Genomic DNA, 25,744 nt, shown 5'->3' with positions numbered 1-25,744 from the left:
TCCACCGCACAAGGGGCAGTTCATGTCGAAGATCAAGGTTGCCAATCCCGTCGTCGAGCTGGACGGGGACGAGATGACGCGGATCATCTGGGACTTCATCAAGCAAAAGCTGATCCTGCCCTATCTGGACATCGACCTGAAATATTACGATCTGGGCATCGAGGAGCGCGACCGCACCAACGACCAGATCACCATCGACGCGGCCGAGGCGATCAAGCGCCACGGGGTCGGCGTGAAATGCGCGACCATCACCCCCGACGAGGCGCGGGTCGAGGAATTCGGCCTGAAGAAGATGTGGCGCAGCCCCAATGGCACGATCCGCAACATCCTGGGCGGCGTGATCTTCCGCGAACCGATCATCTGCAAGAACGTGCCGCGGCTGGTGCCGGGCTGGACGCAGCCGATCATCGTCGGCCGCCACGCCTTCGGCGACCAGTACAAGGCCACCGATTTCCGTTTTCCGGGCAAGGGCAAGCTGACCATCAAGTTCGTCGGCGAGGACGGCGAGACGATCGAGCACGAGGTCTATGACGCCCCCGCCGCCGGGGTCGCGATGGCCATGTACAATCTGGACGATTCGATCCGCGATTTCGCCCGTGCCTCGCTGAACTATGGCCTGGCGCGCGGCTATCCGGTCTATCTGTCGACCAAGAACACGATCCTCAAGGCCTATGACGGCCGCTTCAAGGACCTGTTCCAGGAGGTCTACGAGGCCGAGTTCCAGGACCGGTTCAAGAAGGCCGGCATCCATTACGAACACCGCCTGATCGACGACATGGTCGCAAGCGCGATGAAATGGTCGGGCGGCTACGTCTGGGCCTGCAAGAACTATGATGGCGACGTGCAGTCGGACACCGTCGCGCAGGGCTTTGGCAGCTTGGGTCTGATGACCTCGGTCCTGATGACCCCGGACGGTAAGATCGTCGAATCCGAGGCCGCCCATGGCACCGTCACCCGCCACTATCGCGAACACCAGAAGGGCAATGCGACCTCGACCAACTCGATCGCGTCGATCTTTGCCTGGACCGGCGGCCTCAAGCACCGCGCCAAGCTGGACGACAACGCCGCCCTGCTGACCTTTGCGCAGACGCTGGAGAAGGTGACCGTCCAGGCGGTCGAGGACGGCCACATGACCAAGGACCTGGCGCTGCTGGTGGGTCCCGACCAAAAATGGCTGACCACGATGGGCTATCTGGAAAAGGTCGATCAGTACCTGAACAAGGCGCTGAACTGATCACGAAGGCCGGGCAATCGTCCGGCCTTCTGCTTTCCAAGGGGGCAGGATGCATTTCTCCGTTGTCCAAATACCCCCGGGGGGATCGCCGCAAGGCGATGGGGGGCTGGCCCCCCTTTCTTTGGAACCCGGCCTGCGCTAAGGGCAGGGCGTCCCAAGCAGGAGTCCCGCGATGAAAGCCGCCGTCGTCACCTTTCCCGGATCGAATTGCGACCGCGACCTTGCCGTCGCGCTGGAACAGGCGGGGGCCGAGGTGGTGCGCGTCTGGCACAAGGACAGCCAGCTGCCCGACGGGATCGACCTGGTCGGCGTGCCGGGCGGGTTCTCCTATGGCGACTATCTGCGCTGCGGGGCGATCGCCGCGCATTCCCCCATCGCCGACGCGCTGCGGGCCCATGCGGCGCGGGGCGGCTATGTGCTGGGAATCTGCAACGGCTTTCAGGTGCTGACAGAACTGGGCCTGCTGCCCGGCGCGCTGATGCGCAACACCGGGCTGACTTTCCTGTGCAAGCCGTCGGTCCTGACCGTGGGCACCGCGGACAGCGCCTTCACCGGCGGTTACGCCAAGGGCCAGCGGATCAGCATTCCGGTGGCCCATCACGACGGCAACTATCAGATCGGCACCGAAGGCCTGGCGCAGCTGCGCGATCAGGACCGCATCGCCTTCACCTATGCCCCGGCGATCAACGGGTCCGTCGGCGACATCGCGGGCGTGCTGTCGGAAAACCGGCGCGTCCTGGGCATGATGCCGCATCCCGAACGTGCCGCCGATCCGGTCACGGGCGGCACCGACGGGGCGGCGCTGTTCACTGGGCTGGCCACGGCGCTGACGCACGCCTGACTTGAGCCGGACCGTTCTTCGCCATAGATTGCGTCAGCCGATCTTGTGGGACGGGTCCGTGCGTGGTCACTGAGGATCATATCGAAGACAGCGCCGAACGCAGGCGCGGCAGGGTCGGCCAGCCGGTCAACCCCTGGTGGCTGCGTGCGACGATCGCGCTGATCTGCATGGCGGCGCTGGGCACGATCTGGGTCACCAACGCATGGCTGACCGATCGCTTCTCCGAGAACACGCGCGTGCGGTCCGAACTGCGTCTGGCGCTGTATTCGGGCAACCTGATGTCGGAACTGCAGCGCAATTCGGTCGTGCCCTTGCTGCTGGCGCGTGACCCGGCGCTGATCGGGGCGCTGAACGGCAACGATTTTTCCACCACCTCGGCGCGGCTGATGACCGCGCAGAAGGAGATCGGCGCGGCCTCGATCCGCCTGCTGGACGCATCGGGGCGGGTCGTGGGGGCCACGGACCGCTATCAGATCGGCACGAACAGCGTCGCGGCCCCGCAATATGTCGAGGCGCTGCGGTCGCGCGACACGGTCTTCACCGTGTCCGAACTGGCATCGGGCGCCCATGAATTCGCCTATTCCCGCGCCGTGGTGTCCGAGGGGCGGACGCTGGGCGTGATCGTCGTGGGGGCCGACCTGACCCGGCTGGAACGGTCCTGGGCGGGCATTTCCGATGCCGTGGCCGTCACCGACAGCGAGGGTGTGATCATCCTGTCGACCGAGCCGCGCTGGCGCGGCCTGACCGTCGCCGAGGCGCAGGCGGTTCGCGATGCGCCCTCTGCGATCCGGCGGGCGTTCCAGGTGACGGCGGACTGGACCTCCAGCCCCGCCGACGCCTATGTCCAGGGCCGCGCGGTGATGCAGTCCGAGGCGCGGGTGCCGTTCCGCGGCTGGCGGATGATCAGCTTCACCGCTTATTCGTCCGTGCGCGAACGGGTCAACGCCATCCTGGCGCTGCAGATCATGGGTTTCGCCATCCTGCTGGCGGGGGCGTTCTGGATGCTGTCGCGGCGCGCGCGCATCCAGAGCCAGGCCTATATGCGCGAATCGGCCGACCTGCGCGCCCTGAACGCCCGCCTGACCCGAGAGATCGCGGAACGCGAGCGCGTGCAGAAGGAGCTGCGCGTGGCCGAGCAGACCATGCAGCAATCCTCCAAGCTGGCCGCCTTGGGAGAGATGTCGGCCGGCGTCAGCCACGAGCTGAACCAGCCCTTGGCCGCGATGAAGACCTATCTGGCGGGGGCGCGGCTGCTGCTGCAGCGCGGCCGCCCCGAGGAGGCGCTGTCCAGTTTCCAGCGCATCGACGACCTGATCGACCGGATGGGTGCGATCACCCGGCAGCTGAAGTCCTATGCCCGCAAGGGCGGCGAGGCGGTCGAGCCGGTCGATCTGCGCGCCGCGGTCAGCAGCGCGCTGACCATGATGGAGCCCCAGCTGCGCACCCGGCCCATCCGCATCATCCGCATCGTGCCGCGCGAGCGGGTGATGGTCATGGCCGACCGCATCCGGCTGGAACAGGTGCTGATCAACCTGCTGCGCAACGCGGTCGACGCGGTCAAGGGCCGCCCCGACGCTGCGATCGAGATCACGGTCGAGGCCGCGGCTCACGCCTATGTGTCCGTCCGCGATAACGGGCCGGGTGTCTCGGACCTGGAAAAGCTGTTTGAACCCTTCTGGACCACCAAGAAGCCCGGAGAGGGGACCGGGCTGGGGCTGGCGATCTCGTCCACGATCGTCGCCGATTTCGGGGGTCGCCTGACCGCCCATAACGAAAACACCGGCGGAGCGGTGTTCCGGGTCGAGCTGCCGCTGCACCGCCCCGGACAACCCCGTCAGGCCCTGGCGGCCGAATGACGCAACACGAGAGGATGACAAGAATGTCCCGCAAGCTGAAGATCGCCATCGTGGATGACGAACCCGACATGCGCGAATCGATCAGCCAGTGGCTGGTCCTGTCGGGCTTCGAGACCGAGACCTTTGCCAGCGCCGAGGACGCGCTGAAGGTCATCGGGTCCGACTGGCCCGGCATCGTCGTCAGCGACATCCGCATGCCCGGCATGGACGGCATGGCCTTTCTGAAACGCCTGATGGGCCTGGATTCGAACCTGCCCGTCATCATGATCACCGGCCATGGCGACGTGCCCATGGCGGTCGAGGCGATGCGCCTTGGCGCGATGGATTTCATGGAGAAGCCCTTCAACCCCGACCGCATGACCCAGCTGGCCAAGAAGGCCACACAGGCCCGGCGCATGACCCTGGACAACCGCGCCCTGCGCCGCGACCTGTCCGAAGGCCAGCAGGTCATGTCCAAGCTGATCGGCGCCAGCCCGGTGATGGAGCGCCTGCGCGAGGACATCCTGGACCTGGGCCAGGCCGACGGCCACGTGCTGATCGACGGCGAGACCGGCACCGGCAAGACGCTGGTGGCGCATGCCCTGCACGCGGTCGGGCCACGCGCGTCCAAGAAGTTCGTGCCGGTCAGCTGCGCGGCCTATAACGACGAGGCCCTGGCGTCGCGCCTGTTCGGACCCATCGAGGACGGGCTGCCCGCCGTCGAGGAGGCCCGCGCCGGCACGCTGTGCCTGGAGGATGTCGAGGCCCTGTCCGAGGCACTGCAGGCCCGCCTGCTGGCGTTCATCAGCGAGCAAGGCACACCTGCTGAGACGCGCATCATCGCCATCAGCAACGCCCGTGGCGAGGGCCGCAAGGCCGAGGATTCGCTGCGCCCCGACCTGTTCTATCGCTTGTCGGCGCTGAAGATCACCCTGCCGCCGCTGCGCGCGCGGGGCGAAGACATCCTGGCGCTGTTCACCCGCATGACCGAGCAGTTCAGCGAGGAATACGGCTGCGAGCCGCCTCAGGTCAGCGCGCAGGAGGCCGCGCAGCTGCTGCAGGCGCCCTGGCCGGGCAACATCCGCCAACTGATCAACGTGGCCGAACGAGCGGTCTTGCAGAACCGCCGCGGGTCGGGGTCGATCGCGTCGCTGCTGATGGCGGATGGCGAGGACAACCAGCAGGCTACCACCACCGAGGGCAAGCCGCTGAAGGAATATGTCGAAAGCTTCGAGAAGATGCTGATCGACAACACCATGCGCCGCCACAAGGGCAGCATTTCCGGGGTGATGGACGAGCTGTGCCTGCCGCGCCGGACGCTGAACGAGAAGATGGCCAAGTACGGCCTGCAACGCGGCGACTATCTGTGAGGGACCATTGGGGGCGGCGCGACCTGCCGCCCCCAACTGTCCGGGTCCCGCCGTCCGAATAAACACGCGATGGTCACAGCAACACACTGGACCGCAGGAACCGTCTTCAGAAAACTTGTGACACGACCCCGCACCTGCGGGACACTGGTGAAAGCGGGGCGCAAGCCCCTTACCGGTTTTGGGTGAACATCACCCGACCGTGGTTCAACCATAGCTTGCGACCCGTCGGTTTCCAACTGTCCATTTGGACAGGAAGATCAAGCATCCCCCTGTAAACTAACCGTTTATCTGCATTTCCTGCAATTTGTCGGCTAGGCGACAGTTCGGCGCGCTCCGGGTTGCGGGACTTGCGAAAGATGCCTGTGGGGATTACGCCGCAGGGGACCACGGAAAGGCAGCCCGCATGAGCGTTTCGTCCGACGACAAGTTCACCCCCCGCACCCCCCATCCCCGGACCCAGGCCGTCCATCACGGCACCCGGCGCAGCCAATATGGCGAGATGGCCGAGGCGATCTTCCTGACCCAGGGCTTCGTCTATCCCGACGCCGCCTCGGCCGAGGCGCGGTTCCAGGGCACCGGCCCGGACGAGTTCATCTATGCCCGTTACGGCAACCCCACCAGCCGCATGTTCGAGGACCGCATCGCCGCGCTGGAGGGGACCGAGGACGCCTTTGCCACCGCCAGCGGCATGGCCGCGGTCAACGGCGCGATGTTCGCGATGTGCAAGCCGGGCGATCACGTCGTCGCGGCGCGGGCGCTGTTCGGGTCCTGCCTGTACGTGCTGGATCTGCTGGTGCGGTTCGGGGTCAAGGTCAGCTATGTCGACGGCACCGATCTGGACCAATGGGCCGCGGCGATCACGCCCGGCACGCGGGCGGTGTTCTTCGAGAGCGTGTCGAACCCCACGCTGGAGGTGATCGACATCCGGGCCGTCGCGGACCTTGCCCATGCGGCGGGCGCGACGGTGGTGGTCGACAATGTGTTTGCGACCCCGGTCTTTTCCCGCGCGGTTGAGCAGGGGGCCGATGTGGTCGTCTATTCCGCGACCAAGCATATCGACGGCGGCGGGCGGGCGCTGGCCGGGGTGATCTGCGGCACGCGCCAGTTCGTGCGCGAGGTGGCCGAGCCCTATCTGAAGCATACCGGCGGGGCGATCAGCCCGTTCCATTCCTGGATCATGCTGAACGGGCTGCAGACCATGGACCTGCGCGTGCGCGCCCAGGCCGAGGCCGCCGCGGGCATCGCCGCCGCGCTGCACGGCCATCCGGCGCTGAGCCGCGTGATCTATCCGGGCCTGGCCGATCATCCGCAGCACGACCTGGCCATGCGGCAGATGGGGTCGGGCGGCACGATGATCGCAATGGAACTGGCGGGCGGCAAGGAGGCGGCATTCGCCGCGCTGGATCGTCTGCGGATCATCGCGATCTCGAACAACCTGGGCGATGCGAAATCCATCGTGACCCATCCGGCCACCACCACCCATTCGCGCCTGACCGACGAGGACAAGGCGCGCCTTGGCATCACTCCTGGCCTGTTGCGCCTGTCGGTGGGGTTGGAGGACGCGCGTGACCTGACCGCCGATCTGATGGACGCGCTGCAGGGCTGAACCGGGCTGCGTCATCGTGGCGTGGCGCATCTGCGGGGGCGGGCTGACATTTGTTGTGCCGCCCCCTATATCTGTGGCGATCACGCCGGAGGCACCATGACCGAGATCCGCCCCCTCACCCCCGCCTATCCCGCGCTGGCGCGCAGCTATGACGCGGAGTTCCGCGTCGACCCCGCCTACAAGGACAGCCTGCCGGACCTGCAGAACGGGCCTGCCAGCCTGATCGTGGGCGCGCGCACCGCGATCCAGCATGTGGGCATCTCGAACTTTCGGCTGCCGATCCGCTATCTGGTGCGCGACGGCGGAGAGATCACGCTGGAGACCAGCGTGACCGGCACCGTCAGTCTGGAGGCCGACCGCAAGGGCATCAACATGTCCCGGATCATGCGGTCGTTCTATGGCCATGCCGATCATGCGTTCAGCCTGTCGGTGCTGGAGGCGGCGCTGGACGATTACAAGACCGACCTGGACGCGCTGGATGCGCGGATCCAGATGCGGTTTTCGTACCCGGTGCGGGTGGACAGCCTGCGGTCGGGCCTGTCGGGCTGGCAGTATTATGACATCGCGCTGGAGGTGATCGACGTGGCCGGCGCGCGGTTGCGGGTCATGCATGTCGATTACGTCTATTCGTCGACCTGCCCCTGTTCGCTGGAACTGTCCGAGCATGCCCGACAGACGCGCGGGCGGCTGGCCACCCCGCATTCGCAGCGGTCGGTCGCGCGGATATCGCTGGTGATGGACGGCCCCGAGCGGATCTGGTTCGAGGATGTCATCGCGCTGTGCCGCGCCGCCGTGCCGACCGAGACGCAGGTCATGGTCAAGCGCGAGGACGAGCAGGCCTTTGCCGAACTGAACGCGGCGAACCCGATCTTTGTCGAGGATGCGGTGCGGGCCTTTGCGGGCCAGCTGATCGCCGATCCGCGGGTGGGCGATTTTCGTGTCGTGGCAAGCCACCAGGAATCGCTGCATTCGCATGATGCAGTCAGCCTGCTGACCAGCGGACCGACCTTTGCCCAGGCATCGCTGGACCCTGCGACCTTTGCGGGGTTGCGCGCCTGATCTGCGTCCCGCGGTGGCCGGGGGAGCTGCGCGCCCCCCGGACCCCCTGCTGATGGGGCGCACCATTTCCGCAAGATGAGAACATAGGGCGAACGCCGGGCTTTCCTTGGCGCGCGGCGATGCCTATGTTGGCGGGATGGAGCATTTCGACGATTCCGATGATCTGGCGGCGGTGCCGCTGTCGCAGCGCGCGATGGCCGCGCGGCCCGCGCCGTATCTGGACGGGCTGAACGCCGCGCAGCGCGCCGCTGTCGAGGCGCTGGACGGGCCTGTCCTGATGCTGGCGGGGGCAGGCACCGGCAAGACGCGCGCGCTGACCACGCGAATCGCGCATCTGCTGATGCTGGGCAAGGCGCGGCCCGGGCAGTTGCTGGCCGTGACCTTCACCAACAAGGCCGCGCGCGAGATGAAGGACCGGATCGGCCGCCTGCTGGGCGATGCGGTCGAGGGGATGCCCTGGCTGGGCACCTTCCACAGCATCAGCGTCAAGATCCTGCGGCGGCATGCCGAGCTGATCGGGCACGGCAACCTGCACTTAAAGCCCAGCTTTACCATTCTGGACACGGACGACCAGATCCGGCTGCTGAAGCAGTTGATCGCGGCCGAGAACATCGACGAGAAGCGTTGGCCCGCACGGCAGCTGGCGCATCTGATCGACGGGTGGAAGAACCGCTGCATCACGCCCGGCAACCTGCCCCGGGGCGAGGGTGAGGCATTTGACGGGCATGGCGGCAAGCTGTACGCGGCCTATCAGGACCGGCTGCTGACGCTGAACGCGGTCGATTTCGGCGACCTGCTGATGCATTGCGTGACGCTGTTCCAGGCGCATCCAGACGTACTGCGCCAATGGCAGGACCGGTTCCGCTATATCCTGGTGGACGAGTATCAGGACACCAACGTCGCGCAGTACATGTGGCTGCGGCTGTTGGCGCAGGCGCATCGCAACATCTGCTGCGTGGGCGACGACGACCAGTCGATCTATGGCTGGCGCGGGGCCGAGGTGGGCAACATCCTGCGTTTCGAGAAGGACTTTCCGGGCGCCGAGGTGATCCGGCTGGAGCAGAATTACCGGTCCACCCCGCAGATCCTGGCGGCCGCGTCCGGCCTGATCGCGGCGAACCAGGGGCGGTTGGGCAAGACGCTGTGGACGGATGCCGAACCGGGCGAACCGGTACGCCTGATCGGGCATTGGGACAGCGAGGCCGAGGCCCGCTGGATCGGCGAGGAGATCGAGGCGTTCCAGGGCGGCCATCGACAGGCCTTGGGCCGCGTCAGCCTGAACGACATGGCGATCCTTGTGCGCGCGTCGCACCAGATGCGGGCCTTCGAGGACCGGTTCATGACCATCGGCCTGCCCTATCGGGTGATCGGCGGCCCGCGCTTCTACGAGCGGCAGGAGATCCGCGACGCGATGGCCTATTTCCGGCTGGTGGTGTCCCCGGACGACGACCTGGCCTTCGAGCGGATCGTGAACACGCCCAAGCGCGGCCTGGGCGACAAGGCGTTGCAGACAGTCCAGCATGCGGCGCGGCGGAACGGCGTGAACCTGCTGGAGGGTGCGCGTATCGTCGTGGAGGAGAAGCAGCTGGGCGGCAAGGGCCTGGCGAACCTGCGCGATTTCGTGGCGCTGATCGGGCGGTCGCACATGGCGGTGCGCGACGGGGTGGGCCATGTGGAACTGGCCGAGCGGGTGCTGGACGAATCGGGCTATACCGCGATGTGGCAGAACGACAAGTCGCCCGACGCGCCGGGACGGCTGGACAACCTCAAGGAACTGGTCAAGGCGCTGGAGGAATTCGAGAACCTTCAGGGCTTTCTGGAGCACGTGTCGCTGGTCATGGACCGCGACGACGGAGAGCAGGCCGAACAGGTCAGCATCATGACCCTGCACGGTGCCAAGGGGCTGGAGTTTCCGGTCGTCTTCCTGCCGGGCTGGGAGGACGGGCTGTTCCCCAACCAGCGCGCCATGGACGAGCAGGGCACCAAGGGCCTGGAGGAGGAGCGGCGGCTGGCCTATGTCGGCATCACCCGTGCCGAACGCTTGGCCACGATCACCTTCGCCGGAAACCGGCGCATGTACGGGCAATGGCAGTCCAGCCTGCCGTCACGGTTCATCGACGAACTGCCCCATGAACATGTCGAGGTGCTTACCCCGCCGGGCCTGTACGGCGGCGGATATGGCGCGGCCATGGCGATGGCGGGCGGCACGCGGATGGACGAACGGGTGGCCAAGGCCGATGTCTATGCCTCTCCGGGATGGAAGCGGATGCAGGCGCGGGCCGCCGATCGCGGCCAGCCGGTGCATCGCACCCCCGTCACGATCAACGCGGCGCCCGCGTCGCGATTCACCGTGGGCGACCGCGTGACCCACGCCAAGTTCGGCGAGGGTCAGGTCATGGGCATCGCCGAGGACACGCTGACCGTTCAGTTCGAGGCCGGGTTCAAGAACATCAAGGCGGCCTATGTTCAGCCGGCGGGCGGGGGCGACGACGTCCCCTTCTGACGGCGGGACAGGCGGGGCTGTCCGGCGCGGGTTAGGGCCTGGGCATAGGCCGCGTCGACATCCGTGCCCGGATGGTTCTCCGCCAGCCGCAGCAGGCGAAAATGGATGTCTGCGACCCGTTCGTAGTAATCTAGGAAGGCATAGTTGATCGCGGCCCCCGTCGCCGCGCCCAGGACCGGAACGGCCTGCGCGCCCAGCTTGGTCGTCAGGCGGGTCGCGAACTGACCGGCAAACCGGGTGATAAGCGTCGACACGGTCTGCCCGTTGGTCAGCAGGCGGTTCGCCAGGAACGATTGCGCGGCCGCGTCGCCTTCCTGTCCGGGTTCGCCGTATTGGAACACCGCCAGGCATTCCAGCCGCACCCGCGGATCGGTGGTGTCAAAGCCATGCTTGCGCGCGACCTTCTGGATGGAATTGAAGATGACCGTGGTCGAAGCCACCAGGTCCGGCACGATGCCCGCCAGCCCGAACCATCCGCCCGTGGCCCCCGACATCACCGCCGCCGCCCTGTTGGCGACCAGCGGCGCGTCACGCACCACGCTGATCCCGTCGCCGCGCGCGGACAGGTCGTACAGTTGGCGGAACGCGCTTTCCATGACCTTCTCCAGCGACACGGGCGACAGGCCCAGGACCGTGTTGGCCGCGCCTTCGGTCAGCCGGCCCACGGCCTCGACCCCGCGCATCAGCAGACCGCGCCCGGCCAGCTGGCGGGCGGCCAAGCGGTCCAGTTCGGCCTGCAGGTCGGCGGTCGGGTCGGTCAGCGCGGTCGAGGTCATGGTCATGCTCCTAGTCAGTCGGCCCATTCCGGGTCGGTGGTAAACGCGATGGTCAGCCAACGGTTCGTGATGTCGCCGCCGATGGCCTCGCCGATCTGGTCGCGGATTGCGTCCCATTCCTCCAGCGGGCGGGGGGGCTGGCCCTGGGGGACGATGAAGTACAGCTCGATCTGGCGGCCGCGCCCGACACGGGCGACATAGGCGCGGTGGTCCAGAAAGCCGTGTTGGGCCACCACGTTGCAGGCCACGGCGTCGATTTCGGCCAGCATGTCGGAGGGCGTGATCAGCAGGATGTCGGCCAGCGCCCGGCGGATGGTCGGCACCGGCAGCGGGATCACGATCACGCAGACCAGCGCCAGCACGGCCGGATCGACATAGGGCGACAGGGGCGCCAGCGCCGTTCCCTGGATCGCCCAGCCAAAGACGAAGGCCGCCAGCAGCGCCCCCGTCAGCGCGGCCGAGATGGTCCAGCCCTGCACGTCCAGCGCCACGAAGTTCGACCGGATCGACCGGTTGGCGTGACGGTTGTGGATCGCCATGCCGATGGCGACGATCAGCACCACCGTGGCATAGACGATGGCCCGCCCGAACTGCAGCGGGTGGCCGCCGGTCAGCAGGCTGCCCACCGCCGTCACCAGCGCATAGACCGCGGCCCCCGACAGCAGGATGCCGTTCAGGCCCAGGACCATCGGCTCCAGGTGCCAGAAACCCATCGTGAACCGCTGGACCAGCCGGGCCTGGCGCCGTTCCGACAGGCGTTGGGTGATCAGCGACGACACCAGCAGCGCGACCGACGTCATCACCGCATCCGTCAGCGAATAGATGCCGTCGAAGATGATCGACGCCGACCCCGACGCCACGCCGAAACCGATCCCCACCGCCGCCACGACGAAGGTCATGGCGATCGACAGGCGCAGGACGGCTTGTTCGGACATCGGGCGGGTCATGGGGATCCTTTCGGCCGCAGAACGCCGCACGCGTTCAAAGGGTTGCACGCTGCGCCGCCGTGACGCGACGCGACATCTGGCCCCTGCCGCGCGGGGCGTGCTAACGTGGTCGCCAATGATGACGGGGGCTTTGCGGTGGCGGTGATCCGGCTGTGGCTGTTCGTGCTGGCGGCGCAGGTGGTGTTCTATGTGCTGCTGCGCATGCATATCCGGTCCGGACAGGTCGAACGGCTTGAGAACCGGTGGGATGCCCGCCATCCCGACCAAGCCGGGAACACCGCCGCACGGCGCGCGTTCATCGCCAAGGCGATGGTCGGGTTCAACCGGACCCTGCGGGCGCGGCTGGCCGGCCTGGTCTTCGTGCTGCCCACGCTGGCCGTCGTGGTCATCGTCATCCTGGTCAACTGGCAATAGGAGCTGCCATGTATTATGTGCGCGTCGTCGCAGGCGTCCTGTTCGGCATCCTGGTCTTTGGCCTGCTGGATTACACCCTGCCGTCCCAGAACACGCTGCGGATCAGCAACACCTACAACCGCCTGACGGAGATCCCGCCTTCGGCCGCGATCTTCTGGGCATCCGACAGCACCGGCACGGTCGAGAACGCCCAGGGCCAGCGCGACGTGCGCTTCATCGACGCGGTGCGGCCCGGCGGGCGCGTCTTCGTCTATCGAAACGAGGATACGGGCTGGGTCTGGCCGCCCTATTTCAAGTACGACAGCGCGAACCTGCAGGCCGAGGCCACGAACCTGCAATCCTCGGCGCGTGATCCGATCTGGGTCAGCGTGACCGCCTATGGCTGGCGTCTGCCGTGGATGTCGACCTATCCCAATGCAATTTCCATCAACACCGTGGCGGGCCCCGACGACCGCCCGACCAACTGGGCCGCGCTGATCGTCTGTGGCGTGCTGCTGGCATTGCTGACGCTGGTCTGGCGCATGTGGGCGCAGTTCCGTCAGCGCAGCGCAAGGAGACCGGCATGACCAACCCCGGAACCGACCTGCACCCCGACTGGTTCGAGGGCATCCGCATCAACACCCCGGCGGTCGAACGCCGTGCGGCGACATTGCCCGCACGCCGCAGCCTGAAGAAGGATCACCAGGCCGCGTGGCTTTTGAACGCGGTGCGCTGCATCGACCTGACCACGCTGGCGGGCGATGACACGCCCGACCGGGTCGCCCGTCTGTGCGCCAAGGCCCGCCAGCCGATCGCCGCCGACCTGCTGGAGGCCGTGGGCGTGACCGGGCTGACCACCGGCGCGGTCTGCGTCTATCCGACGATGGTCGCGCCCGCCAAGCGCGCCTTGGGCAACAGCGGCATTCCGGTGGCCAGCGTGGCGACGGGCTTTCCCGCAGGCCTGATGCCCCTGGACCTGCGCCTGGCCGAGATCCGCTATGCGGTCGATCAGGGCGCGGACGAGATCGACATCGTCATCACCCGCGCCCATGTGCTGCAGGGCAACTGGGCGGCGCTGTATGACGAATTGCGCGCCATGCGCGAGGCCTGCGGGGCCGCGCGGATGAAGGCGATCCTGGCCACCGGCGATCTGAAGTCGCTGGAGAATGTCGCGAAGGCCAGCCATGTGGCGATGCAAGCCGGGTCGGACTGGATCAAGACCTCGACCGGCAAGGAGGGCGTGAACGCGACCCTGCCGGTCAGCCTGGTCATGGTCCGCACCATCCGCGATTTCCATGCGCGCACCGGCATCAAGGTCGGCTTCAAGCCCGCGGGCGGCCTGCGCACCGCCAAGGACGCGATCAGCTGGCAGGTGCTGATGGCCGAGGAGCTGGGCCGCGACTGGCTGGCCCCGGACCTGTTCCGCATCGGCGCCTCCAGCCTGCTGGGCGATATCGAGCGCCAGATCAGCCACCATGTGACGGGCCGCTATGCCGCCGCCCACCGCCAAGCGATTGCCTGAGGATCCGATGACCAAAGTGAGCGAGATCATGCAGACGATGGAATACGGCCCCTCGACCGAGGACGCGTCCGCGGCCCGCGACTGGCTGGCCCGGCGCGGGGCGTTCGGGCATTTCATCAACGGCAGCTTCACCAAGCCGGGCGAGACCTTCGAGACCCGCGACCCCGCCACCGGCGAGGTCCTGGCCCGCGTGACGCAGGGAACGGCGGACGACGTCGCGACGGCGGTCAAGGCCGCGCGCCGCGCGCAGAAGGGCTGGGCGGCGCTGCCCGGCACCGAACGGGCGCGGCACCTCTATGCGCTGGCCCGGCATGTACAAAAGCGCGAGCGCTTTCTGTCGGTCCTTGAGACGCTGGACAACGGCAAGCCGATCCGCGAGGCGCGCGACATCGACGTGCCGCTGGTCGCGCGGCATTTCTATCACCATGCGGGCTGGGCGGAACTGCGCGACACGCGGTTCCCGGGCCACGCGCCGCTTGGCGTCTGCGGCCAGATCATCCCGTGGAACTTTCCGCTGCTGATGCTGGCCTGGAAGGTCGCGCCGGCGCTGGCCGCGGGCAACACGGTGGTGCTGAAGCCCGCCGAATACACCCCCCTGACCGCCTTGGCCTTTGCCGAGATCTGCCAGGAGGTCGGCCTGCCCGCGGGCGTCGTGAACATCGTCACCGGTGACGGCGCGACGGGCGCGGCCCTGGTCGCGGCCGAAGTCGACAAGATCGCCTTCACCGGCTCGACCGAGGTGGGGCGCGGCATCGCCACCGCCCTGGCCGGGACCGGGCGCAAGCTGACGTTGGAGCTGGGCGGCAAGTCGCCCTTCGTGGTGATGGAGGACGCCGATCTGGACGCCGCCGTCGAGGGCGTGGTGGACAGCATCTGGTTCAACCAGGGCCAGGTCTGCTGCGCGGGCTCGCGCATCCTGGTGGCGGAATCCGTGGCGGAGCGGTTCGAAACGCTGCTGTCGGCCCGCATGGCGCGGCTGCGCGTGGGCGCGCCCTTGGACAAGTCCACCGATATCGGCGCCATCGTCGATCCGGTGCAGAAGGACCGCATTCTGACGATCTGCCACGCCGCGACAGATGCCGGGGCGGAACTGGTCGGCGGTCAGGCGCAGGAGGGCTGCTTCATCGCGCCCGGCTATCTGAAGAACATCGCCCCCGCCAATCCCGGCATGGAGCAGGAGATCTTCGGCCCCATCGCCACGCTGTCGACCTTCCGCACCGCGGATGAGGCGGTCGAGCTGGCGAACAACACCCGCTATGGCTTGGCCGGATCGGTCTGGTCGGAAAGCGCGACGGTCGCCACGGACATCGCCGCGCGGATCAAGGCCGGTGTGATCTGGATCAACGGCGCCAACATGTTCGACGCCGCGGCCCCCTTCGGCGGCTATCGCGAAAGCGGTTACGGGCGCGAGGGCGGGGCCGCGGGGATGCGTGACTATCTGGCCGAGCCTGCGGTGAAACCAGGGCGTGAAGCTGCTTCGAAACCGGTCGTCGCGGTGACGGACGGGGCCGCGCCGCAGCAGGGCATCGACCGCACGGCCAAGCTCTATTACGGCGGCGCGCAGAAGCGGCCCGATGGCGGGGCGATGTACGCGGTGCCGGGCGGGCTGGCCCCCCTGGGCAGCCGCAAGGATATCCGGAACGCCGTCGAGGCTGCGACCAAGGCCGGGAAATGGGCGGCGGCGGGCGGTCACGCCCGTGCGCAGGTCCTCTATTACATCGCCGAGAACCTGTCGGCGCGGGCCGCGGAGTTCGCGGCCCGCACCAGCCGGGCCGAGGTCGATGCCGCCATCGCGCGCGCCTTCCACTATGCGGCCTGGGCCGACAAGTTCGACGGCGCGACCGTGCAGGCGAAGCCCGGCCATCTGGTCACCGTGATCCCCGAACCGATGGGCGTCATCGGCATCGCCTGCCCGAATGCACAGCCGCTGGCGGGGTTCCTGTCACTGGTGCTGCCCGCCATCGCCATGGGCAACGCGGTCGTGGCGATCCCCGCGCAGGACGATCCGCTGGCGGTGACGGACCTGTATCAGGTGTTCGACACGTCGGACCTGCCGGGCGGCGTGATCAACATCGTGACCGGGGTGAGCGCCGACCTGGCGGTGCCGCTGGCCGCCCATGAGGAGGTCGCGGGCTTCTGGCACGCGGGCCCTGCGGCGGAACTGGCGGCGGTGGACCGGGCGGCGGCGGGGAATCTGAAGCCGGTCTGGGCCGTGCCCGCCCGCGACTGGACCGGCGTTCAGGCGCAGGGCGAGACCTTCCTGCATCACGCCACGCGGTCCAAGACGATCTGGCTGCCCTATGGCGCCCTGCCCGCGGGCAGCGGCAGCGCGGCCTATTGAAACGAAGAAGGGGGGCCGCCTGGCCCCCCTTTTCCGTCAGCGCCCCCGGATGCGGGGGTCCATGGCGTCGCGCAGCCCGTCGCCGATATAGTTCACGCACAGCACCGTCAGCGAGATCAGCAAGCCGGGGAAGATCACCCGCCAGGGATACAGCACCATCTGGTCCACGGCGTCGAACAGCAGCCGTCCCCAGGTCGGGAAGTCGGGCGGAAAGCCCAGGCCCAGGAAGGACAGCGCGCTTTCGGTAATGATCGCGGTGGCAATGCCCAGGGTCGCGGCCACCATGATCGGCGACAGCACGTTGGGCAGGATGTGGCGCGTGATCATGCGGTGCGATGGCGTGCCGATGGACCGCGCGGCCAGGATGAACTCGCGTTCCTTCAGGCCCAGCACCTCGCCGCGTACGATGCGGGCGGCCTGCATCCAGCTGGTCGCGCCGATGGCGGTCACGATCAGGAAGAAGATGCCAAGCGCCGGGCCGAAGGTCTGCGACAGCGGCTCGCGGAACAAGGTCACCATCAGCAGCAGCAAGGGCAGCAGCGGCAGCGCCAGGAACAGCTCTGTCAGGCGCATCAGCGGCGCGTCCAGCCGGCGGAAGTAGCCCGACATCACGCCGATCAGGCTGCCCAGGAAGATCGCGATGATCATCGCGGTCAGGCCGACGGCGATGGACACCTGGCCGCCCGCCATCAGGCGCGCCAGCAGGTCGCGGCCCAGCTGGTCGGTGCCCAGGGGATGGGCCGCGGAAAAGCCCGAGTTGCGGGCGCGGATGTCCACATAGGTCGGGTCGATCGTCCAGATCAGCGGTCCGACGGACACGAACAGGATGATCGCCACGAACAGCACCAGCGCCACCATCGCGCCGCGGTGGCTGCGGAACTGGCGCCAGACGTCGGACCACTGGCTGCGGGTCTCGACCGCGCCCTGGGGGGGCACGACCGGGGGGCTGGCGGCGGCGGGGACGGCGGCGTTGCCTGCGGCGGCGCGCAGGTCGTCGGGGGATTTGGGGTCAGTCATAGCGGATCCTCGGGTCCAGCACCCCATAGAGGATGTCTGCGATCAGGGTGAAGACGACGATCAGGATGGCAAAGATGAAGGTCAGCGTCAGGACCATCGGGATGTCGTTGCCGTGGATCGAGGTGATCAGCAGCTGTCCCAGCCCGTTCACCTTGAACACCTGTTCGGTGATAATGGCGCCGCCGAACACCGCCGGCAGGCCAAGCGCGATCACGGTCACGACCGGGATCAGGCTGTTGCGCAAGACGTGCTTCAACACGACGACGCGCTCGGACAGGCCCTTGGCGCGGGCGGTGCGGACATAGTCCTGGCCCAGGTTGTCCAGCATGGACGAGCGCATGAAGCGGCTGATCTGCGCCGCGTTGTAAAGTGCCAGCACCGTCACGGGCATCACCATCTGGCGGGCCTGCTGCTTGAAGCTGGCCCAGTCATCGACCTGCAGCGTGGTGTCATAGACCGACGGGAACCACTGCAGGTTCACCGCGAAGATGATGATCAGCACGACGCCGGTGAAGAAGGTGGGCATCGAGAACCCGATCATCGACACGAAGGTGCCGATCTGGTCGAACCAACTGTACTGCTTGTAGGCCGAGATGATCCCGATGGGGATCGCGATCAGGATGCCCACCAGATAGGACATGCCGACCACGGTCAGGGTCTGCGGCACGCGCTGGGCGATCACGTCGAAGACGGGGCTGCGCGACTGGAAGCTGATGATGCGTTGGGCGCCGTCGCTGAAGTTCGTGCCGAACCACTGGTCGGTCCAGTACAGCGGCTCGACCCAGAAGAACTGCTTCAGCCACAGCAGGTAGCGGACCGGCCAGGGCTCGCCCAGGCCCAGGGCCGCGCGCATGCGTTCGCGGACCTCCGGGGGCACGGTCAGGGGCACGTCGCCCAAGGGATCGCCGGGTGAGGCTTCCAGCAGCAGGAAGATCACCAGCGAGATGAACAGCAATGTCGGAATGGCCAGCAGCAGCCGGCGGATGGTGAAACTCAGCATGGTGCCTCGATCCGGTGGTTTCTGGGCATCTGTGTCCCCCCGTCACGGTCCCGCGCGCCCGCGGGCCCCTGAGAGAGGGGCGCCGCCCCGGCGCAGGGCCAGGGCGGCAGGATGCATTACTGTTCGACGCGGGTCCAGTCCGCGACGTTCCAGATCTCGCTGTCCCAGGCGTTCAGCTGCACGCCGCCAAGCGTGTTCGAATGCGCCGAGGCCGTGCCGCGATAGACCAGCGGGATGATCGCGTTGCTGTCCTTGGTCAGCATGTCGTTCATCGTCCGGCCCATGGCGGCGCGTTCGTCGGCATCGACGATGCCTTCGATCTCGTCGACCATGCGGTCGTATTCCGGGTCGCAGAAGCGGCTGATGTTCTCGCCCTGCCACTGGTTGGCGGGCGAGGGCGCCTTGTCGCAGGTCCACTTGGACAGGTAGGGCGCCGGGTTGTTGCCGTCGAAGTTGTCGGCATACATCTCGACGTCGGCATAGAACTTCTGCAGCGTGTCGGGCGAACCCGCATCCGAGCCGAAGAACACCGACGCGTCGACCGTCTTCAGTTCGGTCTGGACGCCGATTTCCGACCACCACTGCTTGATCAGCGCCTGGAAGTCCTGGCGGACCGCGTTGACCGAGGTCTGGAAGACCATGTTCAGCTGCACGCCGTCCTTCTCACGCACGCCGTTGCCGCCCATCGTCCAGCCTGCCTCGTCCAGCAGGGCGTTCGCACCGGCGATGTCCTGGGTCAGGCATTCGGTGTTGTCGGAGGCCCAGGCCTCGGGGGCGGGGACATAGTTGCAGGTCGGCTGGCCCGACGTGCCATAGCCGATCTCGACCAGCAGGGCGCGGTCGATGGCCATCGACAGCGCCTTGCGCACCGCCGGGTCCGACAGGAACGGATGCGGATGCGCAGCGGTCGAACGCTCGCCCTCGGGCAGCGACGACGACGGGTCGGTCAGGTTGACGTGGATGCGTTCCACCAGCGTGCCGAACGCGGCAGAGACCTTGCCGCGGCCCGCGGCCTCCATGCCGGCGATGACGTCGGGCGCCAGCTGGGTGTTCCAGGCATAGTCGAACTCGCCGGTCTCCATGACCGACCGCGCGGCGCCGGCCGCATCGCCGCCACCCTTGACCAGCACGGTCGCGAAGGCGGGCTTGGCCGCGTCGCGGTATTCCGGGTTCGCTTCCAGGCTGATCGTGTCGTTGGTCAGGAACTGGGTGACGCGGAACGGGCCGGTGCCGATCGGGCCAAAGTTCTGGTCGGTGCAGGTCGGCGCGTTCACGCCCTTGCAGGCCTCGAACTGGGCCTTCTGCAGGATCGGCGACTGCGATCCGACAAAGGCCGAGAACGGGTCGGCGCGCGGCGAATCGAAGGTGACCTTGACGGTCTGCGGATCGACCGCCTCGACCGCGGTGATGCCCTCGAACTTGGCCAGCTGCGCGCAGCCACCCTCGGGGTCCATGCAGTATTCGGCGGTGAAGACGACGTCATCGGCGGTGAGCGGCGTGCCGTCCGACCATTTCACGTCGTCGCGCAGCTTCCAGGTGACCGAGGTCAGGTCCTCGGCGATGCCGCCGTTCTCTAGCGACGGGATCTCGGTCACCAGGCGCGCATAGATCTGGCCTTCGGTGTCGTAGCCCGCCAGCGGTTCCAGGACCAGGCTGCCGGCGATGACTTCCTTGGTGCCGCCCGACAGATAGGGGTGCATCAGGGTCGGGGCCTGCCACATGATGATGTTCAGCTGGCCGTCGCTGCCGCGTTCCGCGAAAGCGGCAGGGGCCATCGCCAGCGTGGCGGCGGCGCCCATCAGACCGGTTCTCAGTTTCATTACACTCTCCTGTTGGGTGTTGCGGCCCGCGGGGGGTTCCACGCCACCTTCAGCCATTCGGGGGCTGATCGTCTTGTCGCGTCCCCGATTGTCCGGGTGGTTGTTCGTGTTGTCATCGTCCCTGCGGAATGCGCGCATCATCGAACGAAGCCTCTGCGAAAGGCAAGACCCATCGCACATGCGTTTGGGCTTTGACTTTCCCCGGGCAATGGCTAGCCTGCTGGCTTGATCTTTCCCGGGGGCCCCAGATGCTTGACGACAAACCTCTTGTTTCCATTGAGAAACTGCGGGTCGAATTCGAAACCAACGATGGGGTCGTGGTCGGCGTCAAGGATGTCAGCTTCAACATCAAGCCGGGCGAATGCGTCTGCGTGGTGGGCGAATCCGGGTCGGGGAAATCGGTCAGCTCGCTGTCGCTGATGCGGCTGGTGGAATTCGGCGGGGGCACCATCGCGGGCGGCCAGCTGATGTTCGAACAGGATGACGGCAAGGTCGTCGACCTGGCCCGCCAGAACAGCGCCGCGATGCGCGACATCCGCGGCAATCAGATCGGCATGATCTTCCAGGAGCCGATGACCGCGCTGAACCCGGTCTTCACCGTCGGCGACCAGCTGGTCGAGGGGTTGATCACCCATCGCGGCCTGAAGAAGGCCGAGGCCCGCGCCCGCGCGCTGGAGATCCTGCGCCAGGTCCGCATTCCCGAACCCGAACGCCGGCTGGACCAGTATCCGCACGAACTGTCGGGCGGCATGCGCCAGCGCGTCGTGATCGCCATCGCCATGGCCTGCGAGCCTCGCCTGCTGATCTGCGACGAGCCCACGACAGCGCTGGACGTGACGATCCAGGCGGAGATCCTGGCGCTGATCGACCGGCTGAAGCGGGAAAAGCAGATTGCCGTCCTTTTCATCACCCATGACATGGCCGTGGTCGCCCAGATGGCCGACCGCGTGGTGGTCATGTATCGCGGCGAGAAGGTCGAGGAAGGCCCGGTCGAGCAGATCTTCGAGAATCCTCAGCGGGATTACACCAAGATGCTGCTGGCCGCCGTCCCGCGCCTGGGCGAGATGACCGGCAAGGCCGCCCCCGAACGCCTGCGCCTGATGAGCGACGGATCGACCGGCGCCCCCGAACCCATTGTCGTCGCCAACCCCACGCCGCTGCTGACGGTCAAGAACCTGACCACGCGGTTCAAGGTCAAGGGCGGCCTGCTGCGCCGCACCGTCGCGCGGGTGCACGCGGTCGAGGATGTCAGCTTTACCATCAACGCCGGCGAGACGCTGTCGCTGGTTGGCGAATCCGGCTGCGGAAAGTCCACCTGCGGGCGGTCGATCCTGCGCCTGGTCGAGCCCGAATCGGGCACGGTCGATCTGGGCGGCACCGACATCATCGGCCTGTCTGCGAACGCGCTGCGCAAGTCGCGCCGCGACATGCAGATGATCTTTCAGGACCCGTTCGCCAGCCTGGACCCGCACATGAAGCTCTACGACCAGGTCGCAGAGCCGATGGAGAACTATGGCATCGGCAGCAAGTCCGAACGCCAGGACCGCATCGCCGCCCTGTTCGACCGGGTGGAACTGCCGCGCAGCTTCATGCGGCGCTATCCGCACGAGATGTCGGGCGGCCAGCGCCAGCGCATCGCCATCGCCCGCGCCCTGGCGCTGAACCCCAAGCTGATCATCGCGGACGAGGCCGTGTCGGCGCTGGACGTGTCGGTCCAGGCGCAGGTGCTGAACCTGCTGATGGAGCTGCAGCAGGACCTGGGCATTTCGATGCTGTTCATCAGCCATGACATGGCCGTCGTCGAACGCGTCAGCCACCATGTGGGCGTGATGTATCTGGGCCGCATCGTCGAACTGGGCACCCGCCGGCAGGTCTTCGAGAACCCCCAGCACAGCTATACCCGCCAGCTGATGTCGGCGGTGCCCGTGGCCGACCCGCGCCAGAAGAAGATCACCGAGGATCTGAGCTTCAAGCCCATCCCGTCGCCCATGCACCCGGTCGATTACGTGGCCAGGCCGTCCGTCTACCGAGAGGTCGCGCCGGGGCACCGCGTGCTGGTCGATCCGGTCACCCACGGCTGATCGCTTTTCGGGCAGGGCGTGGCGGGGTGCCCCTGGCCCCTCTTGCAGATCGTGCAGGAAATCGCCACCCTGCGCCCGAAGGAGACAACCATGCCCGTCAAGAACCGCTTTGCCGAACTGCTGCCCGAAATCACCGCCTGGCGCCGCGATTTCCACGAACATCCCGAACTGCTGTACGACGTCCACCGCACAGCGGGCCGCGTGGCCGACCTGCTGCGCGAATTCGGCTGTGACGAAGTGACCGAGGGCGTGGGCCGCACGGGCGTCGTCGGCGTCATCAAGGGCCGGACCGACAGCAAGGGCCGCGTCGTGGGCCTGCGCGCCGACATGGACGCGCTGCCGATCATCGAGCAGACGGGCGTGGAATACGCGTCAAAGACGCCGGGCAAGATGCACGCCTGCGGCCATGACGGCCACACCGCCATGCTGCTGGGTGCGGCCAAGTATCTGGCCGAGACGCGCAATTTCGACGGCACCGCCATCGTGATCTTCCAGCCCGCGGAAGAAGGCGGTGCCGGGGGCGAGGCGATGGTGCTGGACGGTCTGGTCGACCGCTGGAAGATCGACGAGTTCTATGGCATGCACAACATGCCCGGCATGCCGGTGGGCCAGTTCTCGATCCGGCCCGGCGCGATGATGGCGGCGGCCGATCAGTTCGACATCACCGTGACAGGCAAGGGCGGCCATGCCGCAAAGCCCCATGAATGCATCGACACCACCCTGACCGCCGCCCAGATCGTCGTGGCGCTGCAGTCGGTCGTGGCGCGCAACATTGACCCGCTGAAGAACGCGGTGATCTCGGTCTGCGTGGTGTCGACGGATTCGACGGCGCATAACGTGATCCCGCAGGTCGTCCAGCTGAAGGGCACCGCCCGTAGCCTGGCCCCCGAGGTCCGCGACCAGTTGGAGGAGGGGATCAAGCGCGTCGCCACCAACATCGCCGCCGCGATGGGCGCGCGCGCCGATGTCGATTACCAGCGTGGCTATCCGGTCACGATGAACGACCCGCAGGCGACGGAATGGGCCGCCGACGTGGCGCGCGACATCTCGGGCGGGGTGAACATGGACATGCAGCCGATGATGGGCGGCGAGGATTTCAGCTACATGCTGAACGAACGTCCCGGCGCCTACATCTGGGTCGGCAACGGCGACACGGCGATGGTTCATCACCCGGCCTACAATTTCAACGACGACGCGATCCCGGCGGGCTCCAGCTGGTATGCGGGCATGGTCGAGGCGCGGCTGCCGGCGGCCTAATGCAGGCCGCCTGATGTCGCGGGCGGCCCCCCGCCGTCGCAAACGTGATTGCCCTTCGCGGGCAATGCGTTGAAATGCCGGTGGCGTTCGCGCCATCGGCAAAACGGGGACCCCATATGAAGACCTTCACCCTGCGCGTGACCTGCGCCTCGACCCGCGGCATCGTCGCGGCGATTTCCGGCGCGCTGGCGGATGCGGATTGCAACATCACCGACAGCGCCCAGTTCGACGATGTCGAGACGGGGCGGTTCTTCATGCGGGTCAGCTTCCGCTCCGAAGGGGCCGCGACGCTGGAGAGCCTGCGCGCGGCTTTCGCGCCCATCGCCACCCGCTTCGGCATGGAGGTCGAGATCACCGACGATGCCGTCAAGAAGAAGGTGATGATCATGGTCAGCCGGTTCGGGCACTGCCTGAACGACCTGCTGTACCGCTGGCGCATCGGTGCCCTGCCGATCGAGATCGTGGGCGTCGTGTCGAACCACCACGAATACCAGAAGGTCGTCGTGAACCACGACATCCCCTTCCACATGATCCGCGTCACGCCCGAGAACAAGGCCGAGGCCGAGGCCCGTCAGATGGAGATCATCGACCAGACCGGGGCCGAGCTGGTCGTGCTGGCGCGCTATATGCAGGTGCTGTCGGACCGGATGTGCCAGCAGATGTCGGGGCGGATCATCAACATCCACCACTCCTTCCTGCCCAGCTTCAAGGGCGCGAACCCCTACAAGCAGGCCTATGAGCGGGGCGTCAAGCTGATCGGCGCGACCAGCCATTACGTCACCGCCGACCTGGACGAGGGCCCGATCATCGAACAGGACACGGTCCGCGTGACCCATGCCCAGTCCCCCGGCGACTATGTCTCCCTGGGCCGCGACGTCGAGGCGCAGGTGCTGGCCCGCGCGGTCCATGCCCATATCCACGGCCGGGTCTTCCTGAATGCGGCCAAGACGGTGGTCTTCCCGCCGTCGCCCGGCAGCTATGCCAGCGAGCGGATGGGTTAACGCACCGTCTCGAACTCGGCCGCGTCGGCGTCGCGCTGATCCTGGACGGCCTGGTTTGCGCCGTCGCGCGCGGCCTCCAGCGTGCTGCGGATTTCTGCCGCGCGGGCGTCATGGGCGTCATGCGCGGCTGTCAGCGCGGCGCGCAGCGCGGCCTGCTGGTCGGGGGTCAGATCCTGGTCGCGTGACCAGGCACGCACCCGGTTGCTCTCGCGCAGCGAACGGCCACCGATGCAGTTGTCCAGCCGCAGCAGCGCACCTCCGGCGGCGTTGGAATTGCGCAGCTGGGTCATCGACGCCTGGTTGTTGGTTCTCAGCATCTCGAAGCTGTTGGCGTTCCAGCGACGCCTCTCCTCGATCTCGCGCGCCAGTTCGCTTTGCGTGGTGATGGGGGTGAACAGGCCGCCCCCGGCCTGGGCCACGGCCTCCAGCTGGGCGCGTTCGTCGGCGGGCAGGTCCAGGCCCAGGATGTTGACGACGGCGCGGATGTTGCCGTCATGCAGGGCGCGGGCCTGTTCCACGGGATCGCCGCCGCAGGTCTCCTCTCCGTCCGACACGACATAGACGACCTGTTCGCCCACTGCGTCTGACGGCGACAGCTGCGTCCCGGCGGCGGCCAGCGCATCGGCCAAGGGCGTCCAGCCCGCCGGTTCCAGCGCCTGCACCGCGGCCTTCAGCGCCGTGGTGTTGTCGGTGGCAGGCACCAGGGTCTCGACCCCCGCACAGCTGGCGGCGCGACCGGCATCATCGTTCGTGCCCCGATGGCCAAAGGCCACCAGGCTGGCGATCACGTCATCAGGCAGGTCGTCCAGCAGGGCTTCGACCGCCTGCCGTGCCGCCGCCATCTTGGTGTCGCTGCCAAGCGCACCCGCCATTGACCCGGATGCGTCGAAGGCCACCACCAGCCGCCGCAGGGGCACCGGGGCGTCCGTCGCACCCCGGAAATCGGCATCGCGCTGGTCGTCGCGCATCTGTGGCATGTCGGTGAAGCAGGCGTCGATATCCTCGCCCCGGTCCTGCAGGAAGCGCGCCAGCAGCGCGTCGGCGTCCTGCGCCAGGGCAGGGGCGGTGGACAGCAGCAGAACGGTCAGGGCAAGCAGGCGCACAGGCGGCCTCCGGTATCGGTTGCGCACAGTATCGCCGG

At 67.3% G+C, this 25,744-nt stretch carries 20 protein-coding genes; 14 read left to right on the top strand and 6 right to left on the bottom strand.

Features of this window, described 5'->3' with window-relative positions:
• The first annotated feature begins 22 nt into the window (after positions 1-22).
• The 7 genes from FHD67_RS11735 to FHD67_RS11705 all read left to right on the top strand — a co-directional run bounded on the left by FHD67_RS11735 (position 23) and on the right by FHD67_RS11705 (position 10,448).
• The gene (locus FHD67_RS11735; protein ID WP_045981435.1) at positions 23-1,234 is read left to right on the top strand and encodes an NADP-dependent isocitrate dehydrogenase; all 1,212 of its coding nucleotides are present in this window, start codon (positions 23-25) and stop codon (positions 1,232-1,234) included.
• 172 nt (positions 1,235-1,406) lie between these two features.
• Positions 1,407-2,075: a phosphoribosylformylglycinamidine synthase subunit PurQ gene (gene purQ, locus FHD67_RS11730; protein ID WP_046001358.1), complete on the top strand. Its 669-nt coding sequence runs from the start codon at positions 1,407-1,409 to the stop codon at positions 2,073-2,075.
• Between the two features lie 167 nt (positions 2,076-2,242).
• Positions 2,243-3,931, top strand: a complete 1,689-nt coding sequence (locus FHD67_RS11725; protein WP_084693898.1) for a sensor histidine kinase — start codon at positions 2,243-2,245, stop codon at positions 3,929-3,931.
• Between the two features lie 23 nt (positions 3,932-3,954).
• Entirely contained in the window at positions 3,955-5,280 is a 1,326-nt protein-coding gene (locus tag FHD67_RS11720) for a sigma-54-dependent transcriptional regulator (RefSeq protein WP_045981437.1), read from the top strand.
• Positions 5,281-5,683: 403 nt separating this feature from the next.
• Positions 5,684-6,886: an O-succinylhomoserine sulfhydrylase gene (metZ, locus tag FHD67_RS11715; protein ID WP_046001359.1), complete on the top strand. Its 1,203-nt coding sequence runs from the start codon at positions 5,684-5,686 to the stop codon at positions 6,884-6,886.
• A gap of 96 nt (positions 6,887-6,982) precedes the next feature.
• Positions 6,983-7,945 (top strand): GTP cyclohydrolase FolE2, encoded by a 963-nt coding sequence (folE2, locus tag FHD67_RS11710; RefSeq protein ID WP_046001360.1) that lies wholly within the window; start codon positions 6,983-6,985, stop codon positions 7,943-7,945.
• A 136-nt stretch (positions 7,946-8,081) separates the two neighbouring features.
• Complete coding sequence (locus tag FHD67_RS11705; RefSeq protein ID WP_139598797.1) at positions 8,082-10,448, top strand: UvrD-helicase domain-containing protein; 2,367 nt, start codon at positions 8,082-8,084, stop codon at positions 10,446-10,448.
• Here FHD67_RS11705 and FHD67_RS11700 read toward each other — a convergent pair.
• Together FHD67_RS11700 and FHD67_RS11695 are read right to left on the bottom strand one after the other, a co-directional pair.
• On the bottom strand, positions 10,412-11,230 hold the full coding sequence (locus FHD67_RS11700; protein WP_176695109.1) for an EcsC family protein: 819 nt from the start codon (positions 11,228-11,230) through the stop codon (positions 10,412-10,414). The two genes, FHD67_RS11705 and FHD67_RS11700, sit on opposite strands and share 37 nt — an antisense overlap.
• Positions 11,231-11,238: 8 nt before the next feature.
• Positions 11,239-12,171: a cation diffusion facilitator family transporter gene (locus tag FHD67_RS11695; RefSeq protein WP_218062299.1), complete on the bottom strand. Its 933-nt coding sequence runs from the start codon at positions 12,169-12,171 to the stop codon at positions 11,239-11,241.
• Between the two features lie 105 nt (positions 12,172-12,276).
• On the opposite strand from FHD67_RS11695, the gene FHD67_RS11690 reads away from it, so the two are divergent.
• The 4 genes from FHD67_RS11690 to FHD67_RS11675 are packed head-to-tail and all read left to right on the top strand — an operon-like array spanning position 12,277 to position 16,427.
• Positions 12,277-12,585 (top strand): hypothetical protein, encoded by a 309-nt coding sequence (locus FHD67_RS11690; RefSeq protein ID WP_052714614.1) that lies wholly within the window; start codon positions 12,277-12,279, stop codon positions 12,583-12,585.
• Between the two features lie 8 nt (positions 12,586-12,593).
• The gene (locus FHD67_RS11685; RefSeq protein WP_046001470.1) at positions 12,594-13,151 is read left to right on the top strand and encodes a DUF1523 family protein; all 558 of its coding nucleotides are present in this window, start codon (positions 12,594-12,596) and stop codon (positions 13,149-13,151) included.
• Positions 13,148-14,086: a deoxyribose-phosphate aldolase gene (deoC, locus tag FHD67_RS11680; protein ID WP_139598786.1), complete on the top strand. Its 939-nt coding sequence runs from the start codon at positions 13,148-13,150 to the stop codon at positions 14,084-14,086. The genes FHD67_RS11685 and deoC overlap by 4 nt, the downstream gene beginning before the upstream one ends.
• A 7-nt stretch (positions 14,087-14,093) precedes the next feature.
• Positions 14,094-16,427 carry an aldehyde dehydrogenase family protein gene (locus FHD67_RS11675; protein WP_139598785.1) on the top strand — a complete coding sequence of 778 codons (2,334 nt, stop codon included), beginning with the start codon at positions 14,094-14,096 and terminating at the stop codon, positions 16,425-16,427.
• A 36-nt stretch (positions 16,428-16,463) separates the two neighbouring features.
• Here the strand turns inward: FHD67_RS11675 and FHD67_RS11670 are convergent, their stop codons facing one another.
• From FHD67_RS11670 to FHD67_RS11660, 3 genes are all read right to left on the bottom strand, one after another.
• Positions 16,464-17,444, bottom strand: a complete 981-nt coding sequence (locus tag FHD67_RS11670) for an ABC transporter permease (protein ID WP_045981443.1) — start codon at positions 17,442-17,444, stop codon at positions 16,464-16,466.
• The gene (locus FHD67_RS11665) at positions 17,437-18,444 is read right to left on the bottom strand and encodes an ABC transporter permease (RefSeq protein WP_045981444.1); all 1,008 of its coding nucleotides are present in this window, start codon (positions 18,442-18,444) and stop codon (positions 17,437-17,439) included. The genes FHD67_RS11670 and FHD67_RS11665 overlap by 8 nt, the downstream gene beginning before the upstream one ends.
• A gap of 116 nt (positions 18,445-18,560) precedes the next feature.
• The gene (locus FHD67_RS11660; RefSeq protein WP_046001364.1) at positions 18,561-20,264 is read right to left on the bottom strand and encodes a peptide ABC transporter substrate-binding protein; all 1,704 of its coding nucleotides are present in this window, start codon (positions 20,262-20,264) and stop codon (positions 18,561-18,563) included.
• Positions 20,265-20,512: 248 nt separating this feature from the next.
• Between FHD67_RS11660 and FHD67_RS11655 the strand changes: the two genes are divergently transcribed.
• The 3 genes from FHD67_RS11655 to purU all read left to right on the top strand — a co-directional run bounded on the left by FHD67_RS11655 (position 20,513) and on the right by purU (position 24,603).
• On the top strand, positions 20,513-22,345 hold the full coding sequence (locus FHD67_RS11655; RefSeq protein WP_046001365.1) for an ABC transporter ATP-binding protein: 1,833 nt from the start codon (positions 20,513-20,515) through the stop codon (positions 22,343-22,345).
• A gap of 90 nt (positions 22,346-22,435) precedes the next feature.
• Positions 22,436-23,602, top strand: coding sequence for a M20 aminoacylase family protein (locus tag FHD67_RS11650; RefSeq protein ID WP_045981468.1), 1,167 nt, complete (start codon positions 22,436-22,438; stop codon positions 23,600-23,602).
• Positions 23,603-23,718: 116 nt separating this feature from the next.
• The gene (gene purU, locus FHD67_RS11645) at positions 23,719-24,603 is read left to right on the top strand and encodes a formyltetrahydrofolate deformylase (RefSeq protein WP_046001366.1); all 885 of its coding nucleotides are present in this window, start codon (positions 23,719-23,721) and stop codon (positions 24,601-24,603) included.
• Here purU and FHD67_RS11640 read toward each other — a convergent pair.
• Positions 24,600-25,706 carry a vWA domain-containing protein gene (locus FHD67_RS11640; protein ID WP_176695108.1) on the bottom strand — a complete coding sequence of 369 codons (1,107 nt, stop codon included), beginning with the start codon at positions 25,704-25,706 and terminating at the stop codon, positions 24,600-24,602. The two genes, purU and FHD67_RS11640, sit on opposite strands and share 4 nt — an antisense overlap.
• Positions 25,707-25,744: the final 38 nt, after the last annotated feature.

Origin of the sequence: Paracoccus haeundaensis (genome assembly GCF_006239215.1) — a bacterium.
GTDB lineage: Bacteria > Pseudomonadota > Alphaproteobacteria > Rhodobacterales > Rhodobacteraceae > Paracoccus > Paracoccus marcusii.
Note: the sequence above shows the minus strand (reverse complement) of the source record. Positions and strands in the feature narration are given on the sequence as shown.